This window comes from Oceanospirillum sanctuarii (assembly GCF_002150805.1).
GTDB classification, from domain to species: domain Bacteria; phylum Pseudomonadota; class Gammaproteobacteria; order Pseudomonadales; family Halomonadaceae; genus Oceanospirillum; species Oceanospirillum sanctuarii.
In genome coordinates this window covers 302,221-319,067 of the sequence record NZ_MTBA01000003.1, presented here as the reverse complement: position 1 = coordinate 319,067, position 16,847 = coordinate 302,221, and the positions used below count along the sequence as shown (strand labels likewise).

The window sequence follows — 16,847 nt, the reverse complement described above, 5'->3', positions numbered from 1 at the left end:
TGTTATTACCCCGTGCTTAACGAAAACCAACGGCTCGATTATCTTCACCAGCTTGGCGTTGTCAGCTGGATGCCCCGGCAGCCTCTGCCCGGTGCACGGCCGTCTGTGTATTTCTATCACGAGGGGCCAAAGCAAGTTTCTCCGCTGGATCGTTTACGCCCCAGGGCAAACCTTCAGGCGGATTCAGTTCCAGCAGGGACACCTCAGGCTGCGGCAGAAATGCCATCGGCGGTTAGTATTCCTTCCCGGGAGAGGAGCGAGCCACCAGCTATTCAGGTTGGCGCTGCTGCCGAGACTTCATCTCAGACCGGAGCTCAGACCAGCCCCCTGACCAAACCAACGAGCGCTCCGAACGAACCTGCAGAATCGCCGGATCCTATGGATGCACTGGCAGCGGTATCTGCCGGTAAGGTTAACCGAGTGCCGGAGCATCTTCAGCTGGTGTTTATCCGTCAGCAGGGCGACCGCCCACTGATCGTCAGTCACTTTGGTGAGCATGGTGATTCTGAGCAGTTGTTCCTGCCATTTGCTCAGTCGATGCTGCAGCTGGTGGGCTTTAATGAAGCCCTGGTTAGTATGCCTTTTGTCTGGCCGTTGGCAGGTATGCCGGCTGTTTGTCGTGAACAGGAGTTTGTGCAGGTATTCCGTGCCCTTCTGGGTGGTGCCCGGTTGGGTTGTAAGCCGAATCAGGAGTGTTGGTGGTTTGGTGAGTTGCCTGAGCTGATTGCGGAAAGTCAGGGCTTGCTGAACATTGCATTACATCATCCGGTGAGTCTGACCGGCGTTATGAAGCAGGCAGATGAGAAGCGTCAGCTGCTCTACCGTCTGCTGGAGCGTAAACAGCATTCAGCCGCAAACAGTCATTAAGAACATCGAACAGGAAATAGTCGCCTGATATGAAGAAGATTCGTGAAGTCGGTATTCTTGAGCTGGATGCCGTTATGCCGATTGAGCGCGCAGCTCACCTGACTCCCTGGACCCGCCTGATGTTTGATCTGGGTTTGCAGCGGGGTGACACCCTGCTAGGTGTGTTTATTCAGGAGCGATTAGTAGGTTATGCGATGCTGCAGAAGATCGCTGATGAGTGGCATCTGCATAATATCGCTGTGCAAGACACTTTGCAGGGACAAGGTATTGGGGCCTTTTTACTGCAGGCAGTGATTGAACAGGCGAAAGAGCAGGAGCTAACTCTGATTCTGCTGGAAGTGCGGGAAAGTAATGCCTCTGCCCGTCATCTGTATCGCAAGTTGGGTTTTACCGAAGATGGTGTCCGCAAGGATTATTATGCCGTGCCCGGCGAAGGGCGTGAGAATGCGGTACTGATGTCCTGCGATCTTACCAAGCTCTGATACCGGCTGTTCAGGCTTTATATTTGTACTCAAGATACGAAGTACTTTCTGACTGCAAACCGCACTTCCCGATCATCAGATATAAAAAAACCGGCCTGCATTTTTGCTTAAGGGCAAAGGATGCAAAGAGCCGGTTTTTTGCTTTCAGGCTTTTGAGAAAAGCTGACTAGCAGCAAGCCATGAAGGCTTAGAAGCTGTTGTTGCTACCGAAGTTGTTGCCCTGTTCAGGCTCTTCAGTGGCTTCAGCGAAGTCCTGTTCGAAGGCCTGATTGGCCAGAGTATCTTCCTGATTATCAGCAACAAAAGCGTCTTCTTCGGATTCTTCAGAAACGACCTCTGCTACATCGGAATCCGCACTGTCGATCAGATCAAACTTACCCAGCAGTTCAGCCAAACGACCTTCCCAGGCATCCTTTTCTGAGGTTAACGCAGCGTTTTCTTCCTTGAGCTGTTCAATTTCCAGTTTCAGATCTTCGATAGTGCTTACCGCAGACTGAACACGTTTTTCCAATTCGTTTAGCAGATCCAGACTCATATCTAACACTCCTAAGTGCTTATCGTGAATAAAGTTTTTATTCACAGCGCATGTGTACGTTTACCGGTGGATAACAAATAAAACCGACGACTGTAACTCTTTCCATTATAGGAGTAAGTATCCGGCGGAAAAAGCAGGTTTTTACGCCGGATACCGGATTCAGTCAGCTGTTTTCAAGTTATCAGACCTGAAAACGGGAGACCATGCCGTGCAGCTCTGTGGAGAGCTGGGAAAGCTCTTCACTGGCGGCTGCAGTTTGATGGGAGGCTGCGGTGGAATCACGGGTGACTTCTGCGATATTCACCACGCTCTGGTTCATCTCGTCAGCGGTTGCACTTTGCTGTTCAACTGCCGTTGCGATCTGACTGTTCATATCGCTGATCAGGGTGACATGGTGGGTTACCTGAGCCAGTGCCTCACTGGTTTTGGCGCTCTGCTCAAGACCGGCACGGGCGCGCTCCTGACTGCGTTCCATCACTTTGGCTGCGTCTCGGCTGCCTTCCTGAACCCGGGCGATAACCTCCTCGATCTCCTGAGTAGACTCCTGGGTTTTCTGCGCCAGACTGCGAACTTCATCGGCAACTACGGCAAAACCGCGTCCCTGTTCGCCTGCACGGGCGGCTTCGATGGCAGCATTCAATGCCAGCAGGTTGGTTTGCTCAGCAATGCCTTTGATCACATCGATCACCAGGGCAATGCTTTGGGCTTCGCTTTCCAGTGAGGAAACCACCTTAGCGGCATTCTCAACCTCTTCTGCCAGAGATTCGATGATGCGGTTATTTTCCTGCAGGATCTGATCGCCGTTCTCCGATTCTGCCCGGGTGGTTTGTGCTGCACTTTCAGCTTCAGACGCGTGACGGGCAACTTCCTGAATCGTGGCAACCATCTCGTTCATTGCGGTGGCGACGTGATCGGTTTCAGCCTGTTGGCGAATCATGCCATCGCTGGTGTGCTGACTGGCCTGTGCCAGATTATCTGCTTCCTGAGAAACCTGATTGACGGATTGCAGCACCTGCTGAACCAGCTGTTGGAACTGGGTCATCATGCCGTTAACCGCCTGACCGATCTGGGCAACTTCATCCGTGCCTTTAGCGGGAACCCGCAGGGTCAGGTCGTGGTTTTTCTCAATATTTTTAATGGTGTCACGCATTTCGGCCAGAGGGCCGGTAATTGCGCGGGCAACCAGAAGACCCAAACCAACAACGGTGGAGATAATAATGAAGAGGCCTATCACCACCATAATGGTATTGGCGTTATAGCTTTCTTTAAGTGCTTCTCTTTTTTCGCCTGCGACTCTTAATTGCAGGGCTAACAACTCGGCAATCTTGTCGCTGATAGGATCGATAGTGGCATATAATTCACCATCGAAATTATTGAGCTGATTTGGAATCATACCGCTCCGACTGGAGAGGTAATTGCGAAGTTCAGTGATCGATTTATTGGCTGGAATGAACAGCTGTTCGGCTTCCTTGACCAGTCGGGCTTCTTCACTGGTCAGTTGGGTTGAAGTGTAGAGCTTCCAGTTTTCATTGATACGCTTTGACGCGCTGTCTATGCCGGATATGGCATCTTCAGTCGTCATTTGACCCGCATTGGCTTTATTGACGGCATCTATAATAAAGACAGCGTAATCAACGCTTATCTCGTAAAGGTATTTCAGGGGAACCACCCTGTCCTCGTAGATGGTATCGACGCCTTCATCGAAATGATCGAGTTCGGATTTGGCCATAAAGAACAGGATGAACAGTCCGGCGATAGGGATCGCCAACATAAGAGCCAGCTTCCTGCCGACTGAGAGTTGACTTAGCATGGTTGGTTTCCTCAAGAGAGATTGGAATAGGTAGTTCTTATTTTTATAGAGCACTAAATTAGTGCGTTTGTAGTTCATTCTATCCCTAATAAACTGTATTTAGTATAGATCTATTGTCAGATTTTGCCTTTTTTGGTCATGAAATTGATTAAAAAATCTTATGACGGTTTTGTTTTAATATTTTTATAAGACCAAGGCTTAATAGGCCTTTGGGACGATTTGGAGAGAAGTTGATGTTTGAATTGGCCTTGTATGAGCCTGAGATTGCACCCAATACCGGTAATATCATTCGGCTCTGTGCCAATACCGGATGCCGTCTGCATCTGATTGAGCCTCTCGGCTTTGATCTGGAAGAGAAAAAGCTGCGCCGTGCGGGTCTGGATTACCATGATCTGGCACTGGTGACCCGATATCCGGACTTTGCAGCCTTTATGCAGGCGATGGAAGGCAAGCGGATTTTTCCCTGTACCACTAAGGCGAAAGGTTTTGCCACAGATATGGCCTTTCAGGCGGGTGATGTTTTGTTGTTTGGTCCGGAAACCCGGGGGCTACCGGCTGAGGTATTGGCTCAGTTTGATATAGCCCAATGGCTTCGGATTCCTATGATGCCGACCAGTCGCAGTTTGAACCTGTCTAATGCGGTTTCGATTATTACCTATGAAGCCTGGCGGCAAACAGGATTTGAGGGTGCGGTTTAAGAGACCTGTCAGCTTCAGCAGGAAACAAGCCTAATAAAAAAATCCCGTCATTCTGATTCAGACTGACGGGATTTTTTTCTACCGTAAAGCTTCAGCGTTTTAAGCAGAGCTTAATGCTCATCATCATCGCCACTGGTTTCGAGGTTCAGCTCTTTAATCTTGCGGGTTAGGGTATTACGGCCCCAGCCCAGAAGCTCCGCAGCATCCCGGCGGCGACCTGCGGTGTGCTTCAAGGCAACCTCGATCATGACCTTCTCAAACTCAGGTACGGCGGTATCCAGAATACCTTTGCGGCCTTCGCTCAGGGCGTTATCCGCCCACAGGTGCAGGGCACTTTGCCAGCGGCTGTTACCGGCACCTTCGCTCTGTTTCTGCTCCATCAGTTCCGGCGGCAGGTCGTCCTGATGCACTTCACGGCCAGAGGCCATCACGGTGATCCAGCGACAGGTATTTTCCAGCTGGCGCACGTTACCCGGCCAGCTTAGCTGTTGCATATAATCGATGGTTTCCGGTAACAGGATTTTAGGTTCGACACCCAGTTCTTTACCGGCTTTGGTCAGGAAGTATTCCGACAGGCGGGGAATATCTTCACGTCGTTCGCTCAGTTTGGGCAGATGTACCCGGATAACATTCAGACGATGGAACAGATCCTCACGGAAGCGTCCTTCCTGAACCAGCGTTTCCAGATCCTGGTGGGTTGCTGCGATGATACGTACATCGACCTGAACCGAGGTGTGGCCGCCAACACGATAGAACTCGCCATCGGCCAGAACACGCAGTAACCGGGTTTGAGTATCGGCAGGCATATCACCGATCTCATCCAGAAACAGAGTACCGCCGTCAGCCTGTTCAAAGCGACCGCGCCGTTGGGTGTTGGCACCGGTAAAGGCACCTTTCTCATGACCGAACAGCTCGGACTCGATCAGATCCTTCGGAATCGCCGCCATATTCAGCGGGATGAAGGGGTTGCCTGCTCTCGGACTGTGCTGGTGCAGCGCATGGGCCACCAGCTCTTTACCGGTACCGGATTCGCCGTTGATCAGTACGGTGATATTGGAGTGAGAGAGACGGCCGATGGCGCGGAAAACTTCCTGCATGGCAGGAGCTTCACCGATGATCTCGGTACTGGGCAGAGGTTTTACCTCGCCGATGGGATGTTCCTGCTCTCTGGCGTGGCTGATGGCGCGTTTAACCAGAGCGACTGCCTCATCAACATCAAAAGGTTTGGGCAGATATTCAAAGGCACCGCCCTGATAGGAAGCAACGGCGCTTTCAAGGTCGGAGTGGGCGGTCATCACGATAACGGGCAGAGCAGGTTGCTGCTCCTGAATCTGAGCCAGCAGCTCCAGACCGTCCATGCCGGGCATGCGGATGTCGGTGATGATGGCATCCGGTGCGTCGCTGGCCAATGCCTTCAGAACACCTTCGGCGCGCTCGAACACTTTGACGGACATGCCCTCTTGCTCCATCGAGCGTTCCAGTACCCAGCGGATAGAGCGGTCATCGTCGACAATCCATACGTTATAGGGTTTGGTCATTTTTCTGCTCCAACGGAATCAAAAGTCTGAAAAGAGTTTCCCCCGGGGTCGATTCACATTCGATCAGTCCGTGGTGCTGATGCAGAATCGTTTGGGCAATGGATAAGCCAAGGCCAGTGCCTTCAGCACGGCCGGTTACCAGAGGATAAAAGAGTGTTTCCATCAGCTCCGGCGGAATACCGGGGCCGTTATCAATAATTTCTACCTGACACAGCAGGCGATGGCGTTCCGCGCCCAGGGTGAACTGGCGCTTAGCACGGGTTCGGAAAGTGATGCGCTTTTCCGGCTGGTCCGTTTCTTCCAGCACCTGCATCGCATTACGGACAATGTTCAGTGTGGCCTGAATCAGCTGCTCCTGATCACCGGTCAGATCCGGCAGGCTGGGATCGTAGTCCCGAACCAACTGAATGCTGCCATCGGACTCTGCAGCGATCAGGGCATAAACATGCTCAAGAACCTTGTGGATATTCAGCTGGCTAAGATCCGGCATTTTGCGTGGCCCTAGCATGCGGTCTACCAGATTTCTCAGACGATCCGCTTCGCTGATAATCACCTCGGTATAGTCCTTGAGGCTTTCGTTCGGCAGTTCACGCTCAAGCAGCTGTGCTGCACCACGAATACCACCCAACGGGTTTTTGATTTCGTGAGCCATACCCCGAACCAGAGTTCTCAGGGTTTCCTGTTGTGCCAGTAGCTCTTCCTCTTTGCTGATTTTCAGCAGACGGTCTCTGGGCTGGAGCTCAACCACCAGACAATAGCCTTCTGGTGTCAGCACCGGGCTGACAGTGTAATCAACGATGTTCTGAGTGCCGTTCGGCAGCACAATCTGACATTCACGCTTGGTGAAAGGATGGCCCGCATCTGCCGCCTGTTTCCAGGCCTCCGGTGTGCCGTCGCTTTCAAAGAAAAGCTGATCAACCGGTAAACCGATAGCACGGCTCGCGCCACAGGCGAACAGCATCTCAGCCGCAGGATTGAGGTAGGTTAAGCAGAGTTGCCGGTCTACCTGAATAATGGCTGTGCTGAGATTATCGAGCAGTAGTTTGTGATTATCGGTTTTGCTCACGCCTGTCCCTCCGGGGCGTTGACTGATGCAGTACTGTTTCTGCTGATACAGCAAAAATTGCACCAGTAAGAAAAAGTTTCTGAAAAAATAACAGCTTGGTAGAGTTGCCGCTGCCTCCGGCGCTGGTTGGGCTTACTACTGTCAGATAAGTTCTGCATAGAAGCACCCGCTACGCACAACTATAGTGCAATGGCGTGCTTTCTGCGTGTGATGGCTGACCTATCCTTGGGCATTTTGATTATCAGCCTTGGTTGCTATGTTTTGCCGAGCGTTGAAATAACTAAAAATCCCTTATCAGCGCTGATTGATCCTTTTCAGGTCTGTACGAGTATCGCACTATTTTAGTGCGCTGTTGGGTTTTGTTTTTCTCAGGCATAAAAAAACCCCTGCCATAGGACAGGGGTTAAGTCTCTTCAATGAAGAGCGGAAGCTTTTACGCTGCCGTCAGCTTACACGCTGTAGTACAGATCGAACTCAACTGGGTGAGTTGTCATGTTTACACGTGCAACGTCTTCTTTCTTCAGCTCGATGTACGCATCGATCATGTCATCAGTGAATACGCCGCCTTTAGTCAGGAACTCACGGTCTGCATCCAGACATGCCAGTGCTTCTTCCAGAGATGCAGCAACAGTTGGGATCGCAGCTGCTTCTTCAGCTGGCAGATCGTACAGATCTTTATCAGCTGGATCGCCAGGGTGGATCTTGTTCTGTACACCGTCCAGTGCAGCCATCAGCAGTGCAGAGAAGCACAGGTATGGGTTTGCGATTGGATCAGGGAAACGAGCCTCAACACGCTTAGCTTTAGGGCTTGAAGTGTAAGGAATACGCAGAGAAGCAGAACGGTTACGGGCAGAGTAAGCCAGCATAACAGGAGCTTCGAAACCTGGAACCAGACGCTTGTAAGAGTTGGTGCCTGGGTTACAGAAAGCGTTCAGTGCTTTAGCGTGCTTGATGATACCGCCGATAGCGAACAGAGCAGCTTCAGACAGACCTGCGTACTGATCACCAGCGAACTGGTTCACGCCGTCTTTCCAGTAAGACAGGTGAACGTGCATACCGGAACCGTTATCACCAACAACTGGCTTAGGCATGAAGGTAGCCGTTTTGCCATAAGCGTGAGCAACGTTGTGAACAACGTATTTCAGCATCTGAACTTCGTCAGCTTTCTTAACCAGAGTGTTGAACGCTACGCCGATTTCGTTCTGACAAGCAGTTGCAACTTCGTGGTGGTGAACTTCTACGTTCAGACCGATCTCTTCCATCACGTTACACATAGTGGCACGGATGTCGTGAACGGAATCAACTGGAGGAACCGGGAAGTAACCGCCTTTAACACGTGGACGGTGGCCCATGTTGCCGCCTTCCATAGACTTCTCAGAGTTCCATGCTGCTTCTTCAGAATCGATTTTCACGAAGCTGCCGGACATGTTGGAGTCCCAGCGAACGTCGTCAAAGATGAAGAATTCAGGCTCAGGACCGAAGAAAGCAGTGTCACCCAGACCAGTGGACTTCAGGTACTCTTCTGCGCGCTTAGCAACAGAACGTGGGTCACGCTCGTAGCCCTGCATGGTAGCAGGCTCGATGATGTCGCAGCGCAGAACCAGAGTCTTGTCTTCAAAGAACGGGTCGATGAAGCAAGTGCTGTCGTCTGGCAGCAGAATCATGTCTGATTCGTTAATACCTTTCCAACCAGAGATAGAAGAACCATCAAACATCTGGCCGTTTTCGAAGAACTCTTCGTCAACGTAGCGCGCAGGGATAGTTACGTGCTGCTCTTTACCTTTAGTGTCGGTAAAACGCAGGTCAACCCATTTGATGTCATGTTCTTTAATCAGGTTAAGGGTGTTCTCTGACATTGCTTGTCCTCCAATGGAGCTTTCGCGTTTGTTGTCAAAATCGATTGACGTAATCGTTTTTTTACTCGGATAGTTGAAAACCTGTTGGCAGGTTTTTCATATTTATTATCTATGAAGCAAGTTGGATGCCATTTGCTAAAAACTGAGCAATACCAATGCCTTATATTGATAATACGGTTTCTTACGGGATCTCTGTTTACTCTTGGCGCAGGTTATAGCGTTCTTTGTGCGCTATTTTGGTGCGCTTGCAATGCTTCGTGGTTCTTTATGGTGCAGGCTATGCGTCGTTAACCTCAATGGTAATCACAATCTCATCAGATTGCTCTTCTGCTGAGACTAAAGTATGACCATGAACCCGGCACCAGGCTGGGATATCGTGCAGAGTACCGGGGTCGGTGCAGTAAACCACAAGCAGGTCGCCGGGAGATAGCTCACTGATTTTATTCTGAGTTCGGATTACCGGAATCGGACACAGCAGGTTGCGGGCGTTGAGTTCGTGTTGGCTCATGGAAATTCTCTCAGTTGGAAACAGTTACGTGATTTCTGGTGCACACCCGGCTTTAAAAGAGGGCGCTTGGCAGAAACCCGGGCGCGCACTATTTGTGCAGTTGGCCCTATTTTAGACAAAGGGCGAAAAAAAACGCACCAGAGTGATCAGGTGCGTTTCTTTGATACTTGGCTGAAGCCCCGTTGAATTAGTGGATATACCACTCTTCAGGGATCTCTTCTGCCGGCATAGGCTTAACGTGAACAACCTGTGCTGGCTGATTGTGTTCGCGTACCACCTCCAGCGTGACCTTCTCAGCATCACGACCTTGACTGAAGCGGGCAACAATACGCGCTGCCAGTTCCAGATCTTCTTCAGTCGGTGTGCCGTCGATCAGAGTCAGTGGACCACCGTGGCTGGTTGGATAGAGGTAGGTGAACTGCGGGCGGTAACCGCGCATAAAGTTGTTTTCACCCTCTTCACGGCTGACGATCAGTTTGAAATTTTTCGCCGGACGAATATGGCGACCCACTTTCAGCAGCATGATGTCATCCACTTCGTAACGACGCTCGCCGCGGGCATCCCACAGATCCTGCAGCTTTTTGCTGTAGCTGGCGTCGGTCAGGAAGCAGCAACCACCAGCAGGCTGTGACCACTCTTCAATACCCAGTTTTTTAGCCAGTGCGAACTGCGGCTTACGGTTACGACCGTGGAAATCATACAGTTCGTCACGTTTAATCCAGCCTTCACGCTCCGGAAGTGTCTCAGTCAGGTGTTGAGCGCATAATGGGCGCACCAGACGATCTTCGATCTGAGATTCACGGGCGATGATCGGCATGGTCTCTTTACGCTGAGACTTAGGACGCTGACCAACCACTTCGCCGGTGATTACAAAGTCAAAGTCGTTATCCTGACACCACTGCCATGCGCGGCTGACCATATCGATTTTGCAGTCCAGGCATGGGTTCAGGTTCTGACCATAGCCATGCTTAGGGTTCAGAACGATATCTTTGTACTCTTCAGAGATATCGATAATGTGCAGCTTGATACCCAGTTGCTCAGCCACCCATAGGGAGCTGTTTTTCTTCTGCTTTTCTTTATCTTTTTTACGGATGGCGTGAGTGTGCCCTTCGACACAGAAGCCGGTGTAAAAGTTGATCCCTTCTACGTGAACTCCTTGCTCCTGAATGACTTTGGTAGCCAGCATGGAATCCAGTCCGCCGGAAATCAGAGATACGGCTTTGCGTTGTTTGGTCATGTCTCACCCATTTTCTGAAAGCAGTGATAAGTGTCGGAACCGACAAAAAACGCTGGATTTTACCGGATCGTGACGAGATAGAAAGTTAAAATAGCGACTTTTTGTCCGGTGCCTGTGAACCAGGGTTTCCACCTTCCTGTAAGCAATTGTTTTTGCTTAAAACTTGCTGGATTGATTGGCAGGAAGTGCGGAGATATGAGGCTGGAGTAAAGAAATTCATATAACCGCAACGGTAAAGTGTGTACAATTTCCAACCTTTTTATTTTTCCTTTGCTATCTTTCGGATGGCAAATACTTCCAGAGATCTGGGTCCGCTCTTTAGGTTGCTTTAGGGTTTATCTAACGTTTGGTGTGGCAGGTCTCTTATTTTTTGAGCAGGCGAAATACTCCGAATGTCTTCAGATATCAGTAAGTTACGCAATATTGCAATTATTGCGCACGTTGACCATGGTAAAACTACTCTGGTTGACGCCCTTCTTCAGTACTCCGGTACCCTGGATCGTCGTGACGCTGGCGCAGAGCGCGTTATGGACTCTAACGATCAGGAAAAAGAGCGTGGTATTACCATTCTGGCGAAAAACACCGCCATCAAGTGGAACGACTACCGTATCAACATCGTTGATACCCCTGGGCACGCAGACTTCGGTGGTGAAGTAGAGCGCGTACTGTCCATGGTTGACTGCGTACTGCTGCTGGTTGACGCTCAGGACGGCCCTATGCCGCAGACTCGTTTCGTAACCTCTAAAGCGTTTGAGCGTGGTCTGAAGCCGATCGTTGTTATCAACAAGATTGACCGTCCGGGTTCTCGTCCTGACTGGGTTATGGATCAGGTATTTGACCTGTTCGACAGCCTGGGTGCGACCGAAGAGCAGCTGGACTTCCCGGTTGTTTACGCTTCTGCACTGAACGGTATCGCTGGTGATGATCCGGAAGAGATGGCTGATGATATGAAGCCTCTGCTGGATATGATCATCGATCGCGTACCTGCTCCTGAAGTTGACCCTGAAGCTGCTTTCCAGATGCAGATCTCTGCACTGGACTACGACAGCTACGTGGGCGTAATCGGTATCGGCCGTATTACCCGTGGTTCTCTGAAACCAGGCCAGCAGGTTGTGGTTAAGGATATCGAAGGTAAAGAGCGTAAAGGTAAGGTTCTGAACGTAAAAGGCTATCTGGGTCTTGAGCGTGTTGACACCGATCTGGCTACTGCTGGTGATATCGTATGTATCAACGGTATTGATGGTCTGAGTATCTCTGACACCCTGTGTGATCCTGAGCAGGTAGAAGCTCTGCCTCCGCTGACTGTTGATGAGCCAACTGTAAGCATGACCTTCATGGTGAACGACTCTCCGTTTGCCGGTAAAGAAGGTAAGTACGTAACGTCCCGTAATATCAAAGAGCGTCTGGATCAGGAACTGATTCACAACGTTGCGCTGCGTGTAACACAGGGCGATTCTGCGGACAAATTCATCGTGTCTGGTCGTGGTGAACTGCACCTGTCGGTTCTGATCGAAACCATGCGTCGTGAAGGCTTCGAGATGGGTGTATCCCGTCCGGAAGTAATCCGTAAAGAAGTTGACGGCGTGATGATGGAACCCTATGAAAATGTTGTGATCGACATTGAAGATCAGCATCAGGGTTCAATCATGGAAGAGATGGGTCTGCGTAAAGGCGAGCTGACCAACATGGAGCCAGACGGTAAAGGCCGCGTTAAGCTGGAATTCACCGTTCCTTCCCGTGGTCTGATCGGTTTCCGTGGCCAGTTTCTGACTCTGACTTCAGGTTCCGGCATCATGACCAGTATCTTTGACCGTTACGACACTGTTAAAGACGGTGAAGTCGCTAAGCGTCAGAACGGTGTTCTGGTGTCTATGGTTAAAGGTAAGACTCTGGCGTACGGCCTGTTTAACCTGCAGGATCGTGGTCGTCTGTTCCTGGGTCACGGTGTGGAAGTGTATGAAGGTCAGGTGATCGGCATTCACTCCCGTAGCAACGATCTGGTTGTTAACCCGACTAAAGGTAAGCAGCTGACTAACGTTCGTGCTTCCGGTACTGACGAAGCTCTGACTCTGACTCCGCCAATCAAGCACACGCTGGAGCAGGCTCTTGAGTTCATCGAAAACGACGAGCTGGTAGAAGTAACACCGGAATCGATCCGTATTCGTAAGAAACTGCTGACTGAAAACGAGCGTAAGCGCGCGAAGAATAAGTAAGCAGTTGCTGCTCTGATTCTTTCAGAGTTCGCACAGAAAGAGGCGTAACGGTTAACCGTTACGCCTCTTTTTTTTGCCCATAAAAAAGCCCCGGGCAAACAGAGTGTTTGTCCGGGGCTTTATGCCTGATTCTTCAGGTCTGAAGATTAAGCCTCAGGATTGATATCCAGCAGCTCAACTTCAAAGATCAGAGTTTCGTTCGGGCCGATAGGGCCGCCGGTGCCACCCGGTCCATAAGCCAAATCAGACGGGATAAAGATCTTCCACTTGCTACCCACAGACATCAGCTGCAGACCTTCCTGCCAGCCTGCGATAACCTGATTCAGACCGAAGGTTACCGGCTCGCCACGCTGGTAAGAGCTGTCGAATACTTTACCGCTCAGCAGTTTGCCTTCGTAATGAACTTTAACCTGATCGGTCAGTGCTGGCTTGGCACCGTTGCCTGCCGTCAGAACCTGATACTGCAGACCGGATTCAGTGGTCACAACACCTTTCTTCTTGCCGTTTTCAGCCAGGAATGCCTGACCTGCTTTCAGGTTTGCTTCAGCGGCTTTAGCCTGTGCTTCCTGCTGCTCCAGCATCTTCTTCTGCTGGAAAGCCTGCATGGTTTCACGCACTTCCGCTTCGGTCATTTTCAGGTTGCCGGCGTAGGTGTCTTTGATGGCCTGAGCCAGCATGTCGACATCCAGCTTATCGAAATCCTGCTGCAGGCGCTGACCCATAATCAGACCCAGGCTATAACTCAGGCGATCCTCTTCAGTCTTTGGGGTAGTGTCCGCCATAACCGGCGCGGCCAGCAGGCTGCTGAGGGTCAGGGTGAGTAGCACTTTTTTCATGAAAACTCCTTATTGGGGTCTGCTTATTCCGGTCGGAGATGCGATTTGCGTCCGGCCTTCCGTTATTGGTTTTTCATCAGGGCGTCGATCTGAGCCTGACGCTCCTGAATAATGCGTTGTGTCTCTTTGGCCTGTTCCAGCAGAGCTGCGGTGTCCGCCGGGTTCAGGCTGTCCGGCAATTTGGAGAGCAGATCGGTTGCGCTATCTGGCGCTTTAGCATCTGACTGCAATGGATTAGCTGTGTTCCCACTTTGTTGAGGCTGGGATTTAAGCGCCGGAACCGTATTCACGGGCTGTAGAGTAACACTTTCACTCTGGGTATGGGCAGGGGCTTTATCACTGTAATGCCACTGGCCATTATCATCCTGCCAGCGGTAGATAGCACTGCCGGACTGGGTTGAGGATGATGGTGGAGAGGATGTCTGGGAGGTGGTCGATGATGGCGATATGCCCAGAGTTTTAACCAGAGTCTCAGGCAGGACTTCAGCAGGAATCAGGTCGGAAACCTGCATTAAGGGTTGGCCATCAGGGCCTTTGATAAAAAGGGGGGCGGCGACTGCGCCTATCACGAGGATAAGCAGCAGCTTGATAATAAGTTTCACTGCTTATTCCTGTGGATTCTGATCTATGTCCGATGACAGGCCGATGATAATAGCCTGCGCGATCTCTTCATCAACTACCAGCTCCAACAGGTTCTTCAGCTGTTGTTGAGCGGTAGCGGTCAGCTTGGCATCTTTGAGTGTAAAGCGGAGATTAGTTCTGAGGGCGGTTTCTCTGTCGGAGCAGGTTTGCATGCCTTTTTTCAGGGAGTAAAGCAGATACAGCAGGGCCTGTTCATGTTGCTCAGCAATCAGCTCCGCAGAAAGCAGGTGTTCACGCATCGTTGCCAGATGCTCTTCGACATCAGCCATCGGCTTCAGTTGGCGACGTTGTTTGCGTAAAGGCACCACAAACTGGTTATGCCAGCCAAGAACCGGTTCCACCTGTTTGGCCCAGTCATCTGCGAAGCAGACGTTCTGGGTGGTCAGCCAGCAGCTGAACAGCAGTTGGTTAACCATAACCCCCTGATGATCCTGCAGATAAATACAGGCAGACTCTACGCTGTCCAGTCGATAGAGTTTCGTAGAAAAACGCCAGAATGGGTTATCATACGCCAAGGTAAGTTCTGACATGGTTGCCGGCCTCCGGGCCTCTCATTATTCTTTTTCTCTGCGCGATCTGATCCGGGCTTCAATTCCCGCTCGCAATAATTTTGACAGTAAAATCACATGATTACATTAGAAGGCCTGAGCCTGCAACGGGGAAGTCTCTCTCTCCTGCAAAATACCTCCCTGATTATCCACCGTGGTCAGCGTATTGGTGTTGTTGGTTCCAACGGTGCCGGTAAATCCAGTCTGTTCAAGTTGCTGTTGGGCGAACTGCATCAGGATGCTGGTGAGCTGCTGATTCCAGCACAACTGCGTATTGCCCACATGGCGCAGGAAGTTCATGCCCGGGATAAAACCGCGCTGGAATACGTACTCGATGGCGATAAGCCGCTGCGCAAGGTGCAGGACGAACTGGCGGAAGCGGAAGCAGCCGGTGATAACCATGCGATTGCCCGTCTGCATGCCGAGCTGGAAACCCTTGATGGTTACACGGCTTCGAATCGTGCCGAGCAGTTGCTGCTGGGGCTTGGCTTTACCATGGCGCAGACTCAGCAGCCGGTACAGTCTTTCTCCGGTGGTTGGCGTATCCGTCTGAATCTGGCGCAGGCACTCTTGATGCCGTCGGATCTGCTGTTGCTCGACGAACCGACCAACCACTTGGATCTGGATGCGACGCTTTGGCTGGAAAACTGGCTGAAGCAGTATCCGGGTACTCTGCTGCTGATCTCCCACGACCGGGATTTTCTCGATAGTGTGGTGGAGCATATCGCCCACTTTGAGCAGCAGAAGATCAATCTTTATCGCGGTAACTATTCTGCCTTTGAGGTGATGCGGGCTCAGCGTCTGGCACAACAACAGGCGCAGTTTGAGAAGCAGCAGACCCGTATTGCTGAGATCGAAAACTTTGTCCGTCGCTTTAAAGCCAAGGCATCAAAAGCCAAGCAGGCGCAAAGCCGGATGAAAGAGTTGGAGCGTATGGAAAAGATCGCTCCGGCCCATGTGGACTCACCTTTCCAGTTCACTATTCCCTGCACCGAGAAAACCTCATCGCCACTGCTGGTGATGGATGATGCCAATATCGGCTACGGCGACAGCAGTGTGATTCTGAATCAGGTGAACTTTACCTTGCTGCCGGGTATGCGGGTCGGTCTTCTGGGGCCGAATGGTGCCGGTAAATCCACTCTGATTAAAACTCTGGTTGGTGATCTGAACGTTGTTTCCGGTATCTATACACCGGGTGAAAATCTGCAGGTGGGCTACTTTGCTCAGCATCAGCTGGAATCGCTGGATCTTAAAGCCTCTGCATTGCTGCATATTCAGCGCCTGTCGCCAAAAGTGTCTGAGCAGGAGATCCGTAATTACTTAGGCGGTTTTGGTTTCCGTGGCGATGATGTGGAAACTGAGGTCCGTCGTTTCTCCGGTGGTGAGAAAGCCCGTCTGGCACTGGCGTTAATCGCCTGGCAGAAACCGAATCTGTTGCTGCTCGACGAACCAACCAACCACCTGGATCTGGAGATGCGTCTGGCGCTGACCTTCGCGCTGCAGGATTTCCCGGGGGTGGTGATTCTGGTCTCTCACGATCGTCACATGCTGCGTAATACCGTTGATGAGTTCTGGCTGGTGTGTGATGGCGCTGTACAGCCCTTTGATGGTGATCTTGAGGATTATCATGTCTGGTTGAAGAATCGCACGCTGGCGCTGCAGAAAGGCGGTCAGGGAGATATTTCAGCAGAGGGTACTTCCGCTCCGGTTGAAGAGAAACGCGACCGCAAAGAGGAGCGCCGTCTGGCGGCCCAGAAGCGTGAACAGCTGCGTCCGCTAAAGAAGAAAGTTGATAAGCTGGAGGCGGATCTGGATAAGGTTCAGACCGAACTTGCAGAGGTGGAACAGCAGCTGGCGGAACCTGAAATTTATCAGGATGAAAACAAAGACCGCCTGCAGGTGTTGCTGAAGAAGCAGGGTGAGCTGAGTCAGTCTTCTGAAGCGATTGAAGAAGAGTGGATGCTGCTCTCTGAAGAGCTGGAAGAGGCTCAGGCAGAGTTGGATCTGTAGA

Annotated in this window: 15 protein-coding genes; 5 read left to right on the top strand and 10 right to left on the bottom strand. The window is 51.2% G+C overall.

Features of this window, described 5'->3' with window-relative positions:
• Positions 1 to 12 precede the first annotated feature (12 nt).
• Both BV405_RS05230 and rimI read left to right on the top strand, forming a co-directional pair.
• Positions 13 to 867 (top strand): RAD23 family protein, encoded by an 855-nt coding sequence (locus BV405_RS05230; RefSeq protein WP_140054473.1) that lies wholly within the window; start codon positions 13 to 15, stop codon positions 865 to 867.
• A 29-nt stretch (positions 868 to 896) separates the two neighbouring features.
• Positions 897 to 1,349, top strand: a complete 453-nt coding sequence (rimI, locus tag BV405_RS05225; protein ID WP_086479811.1) for a ribosomal protein S18-alanine N-acetyltransferase — start codon at positions 897 to 899, stop codon at positions 1,347 to 1,349.
• A gap of 187 nt (positions 1,350 to 1,536) precedes the next feature.
• On the opposite strand, the gene BV405_RS05220 is transcribed toward rimI, so the two are convergent.
• Both BV405_RS05220 and BV405_RS05215 read right to left on the bottom strand, forming a co-directional pair.
• Positions 1,537 to 1,884 (bottom strand): cell division protein ZapB, encoded by a 348-nt coding sequence (locus BV405_RS05220; RefSeq protein WP_086479810.1) that lies wholly within the window; start codon positions 1,882 to 1,884, stop codon positions 1,537 to 1,539.
• 181 nt (positions 1,885 to 2,065) lie between these two features.
• Entirely contained in the window at positions 2,066 to 3,694 is a 1,629-nt protein-coding gene (locus tag BV405_RS05215; RefSeq protein ID WP_176330056.1) for a methyl-accepting chemotaxis protein, read from the bottom strand.
• Positions 3,695 to 3,927: 233 nt separating this feature from the next.
• On the opposite strand from BV405_RS05215, the gene BV405_RS05210 reads away from it, so the two are divergent.
• A complete protein-coding gene (locus BV405_RS05210) occupies positions 3,928 to 4,392 on the top strand; it encodes a tRNA (cytidine(34)-2'-O)-methyltransferase (RefSeq protein ID WP_086479808.1) in 465 nt (154 codons plus the stop codon).
• 110 nt (positions 4,393 to 4,502) lie between these two features.
• Here BV405_RS05210 and glnG read toward each other — a convergent pair whose 3' ends face one another.
• From glnG to BV405_RS05185, 5 genes are all read right to left on the bottom strand, one after another.
• Positions 4,503 to 5,930, bottom strand: a complete 1,428-nt coding sequence (glnG, locus tag BV405_RS05205) for a nitrogen regulation protein NR(I) (RefSeq protein ID WP_086479807.1) — start codon at positions 5,928 to 5,930, stop codon at positions 4,503 to 4,505.
• A complete protein-coding gene (gene glnL, locus BV405_RS05200; RefSeq protein ID WP_086480144.1) occupies positions 5,914 to 6,996 on the bottom strand; it encodes a nitrogen regulation protein NR(II) in 1,083 nt (360 codons plus the stop codon). Before glnL ends, glnG begins: the two co-directional genes overlap by 17 nt.
• Positions 6,997 to 7,445: 449 nt before the next feature.
• Positions 7,446 to 8,852 (bottom strand): glutamate--ammonia ligase, encoded by a 1,407-nt coding sequence (gene glnA, locus BV405_RS05195; protein WP_086479806.1) that lies wholly within the window; start codon positions 8,850 to 8,852, stop codon positions 7,446 to 7,448.
• Between the two features lie 277 nt (positions 8,853 to 9,129).
• Positions 9,130 to 9,360 carry a sulfurtransferase TusA family protein gene (locus BV405_RS05190; RefSeq protein WP_086479805.1) on the bottom strand — a complete coding sequence of 77 codons (231 nt, stop codon included), beginning with the start codon at positions 9,358 to 9,360 and terminating at the stop codon, positions 9,130 to 9,132.
• Between the two features lie 187 nt (positions 9,361 to 9,547).
• Positions 9,548 to 10,597 carry a tRNA (5-methylaminomethyl-2-thiouridylate)-methyltransferase gene (locus tag BV405_RS05185; RefSeq protein ID WP_086479804.1) on the bottom strand — a complete coding sequence of 350 codons (1,050 nt, stop codon included), beginning with the start codon at positions 10,595 to 10,597 and terminating at the stop codon, positions 9,548 to 9,550.
• Positions 10,598 to 10,989: 392 nt separating this feature from the next.
• Between BV405_RS05185 and typA the strand changes: the two genes are divergently transcribed.
• Complete coding sequence (gene typA / locus BV405_RS05180) at positions 10,990 to 12,810, top strand: translational GTPase TypA (protein ID WP_086479803.1); 1,821 nt, start codon at positions 10,990 to 10,992, stop codon at positions 12,808 to 12,810.
• Positions 12,811 to 12,956: 146 nt separating this feature from the next.
• On the opposite strand, the gene bamJ is transcribed toward typA, so the two are convergent.
• The 3 genes from bamJ to BV405_RS05165 form a co-directional block, all read right to left on the bottom strand.
• Positions 12,957 to 13,646 (bottom strand): BamJ family beta-barrel-assembly machinery protein, encoded by a 690-nt coding sequence (gene bamJ, locus BV405_RS05175; RefSeq protein WP_086479802.1) that lies wholly within the window; start codon positions 13,644 to 13,646, stop codon positions 12,957 to 12,959.
• 62 nt (positions 13,647 to 13,708) lie between these two features.
• Positions 13,709 to 14,248 carry a DUF4124 domain-containing protein gene (locus BV405_RS05170; protein ID WP_086479801.1) on the bottom strand — a complete coding sequence of 180 codons (540 nt, stop codon included), beginning with the start codon at positions 14,246 to 14,248 and terminating at the stop codon, positions 13,709 to 13,711.
• Between the two features lie 3 nt (positions 14,249 to 14,251).
• Positions 14,252 to 14,818, bottom strand: a complete 567-nt coding sequence (locus BV405_RS05165; RefSeq protein WP_086479800.1) for a TIGR02444 family protein — start codon at positions 14,816 to 14,818, stop codon at positions 14,252 to 14,254.
• A 96-nt stretch (positions 14,819 to 14,914) separates the two neighbouring features.
• On the opposite strand from BV405_RS05165, the gene BV405_RS05160 reads away from it, so the two are divergent.
• Entirely contained in the window at positions 14,915 to 16,846 is a 1,932-nt protein-coding gene (locus tag BV405_RS05160) for an ATP-binding cassette domain-containing protein (RefSeq protein WP_086479799.1), read from the top strand.
• Position 16,847: the final 1 nt, after the last annotated feature.

Coding starts and splice junctions, on each gene's coding strand:
- BV405_RS05165 (WP_086479800.1), bottom strand. CDS start 14,818: ATGTCAGAACTTACCTTGGCGTATGATAACCCATTCTGGCGTTTTTCT.
- glnG (WP_086479807.1), bottom strand. CDS start 5,930: ATGACCAAACCCTATAACGTATGGATTGTCGACGATGACCGCTCTATC.
- BV405_RS05210 (WP_086479808.1), top strand. CDS start 3,928: ATGTTTGAATTGGCCTTGTATGAGCCTGAGATTGCACCCAATACCGGT.
- BV405_RS05220 (WP_086479810.1), bottom strand. CDS start 1,884: ATGAGTCTGGATCTGCTAAACGAATTGGAAAAACGTGTTCAGTCTGCG.
- BV405_RS05190 (WP_086479805.1), bottom strand. CDS start 9,360: ATGAGCCAACACGAACTCAACGCCCGCAACCTGCTGTGTCCGATTCCG.
- bamJ (WP_086479802.1), bottom strand. CDS start 13,646: ATGAAAAAAGTGCTACTCACCCTGACCCTCAGCAGCCTGCTGGCCGCG.
- BV405_RS05185 (WP_086479804.1), bottom strand. CDS start 10,597: ATGACCAAACAACGCAAAGCCGTATCTCTGATTTCCGGCGGACTGGAT.
- rimI (WP_086479811.1), top strand. CDS start 897: ATGAAGAAGATTCGTGAAGTCGGTATTCTTGAGCTGGATGCCGTTATG.
- glnA (WP_086479806.1), bottom strand. CDS start 8,852: ATGTCAGAGAACACCCTTAACCTGATTAAAGAACATGACATCAAATGG.
- BV405_RS05160 (WP_086479799.1), top strand. CDS start 14,915: ATGATTACATTAGAAGGCCTGAGCCTGCAACGGGGAAGTCTCTCTCTC.
- BV405_RS05215 (WP_176330056.1), bottom strand. CDS start 3,694: ATGCTAAGTCAACTCTCAGTCGGCAGGAAGCTGGCTCTTATGTTGGCG.
- typA (WP_086479803.1), top strand. CDS start 10,990: ATGTCTTCAGATATCAGTAAGTTACGCAATATTGCAATTATTGCGCAC.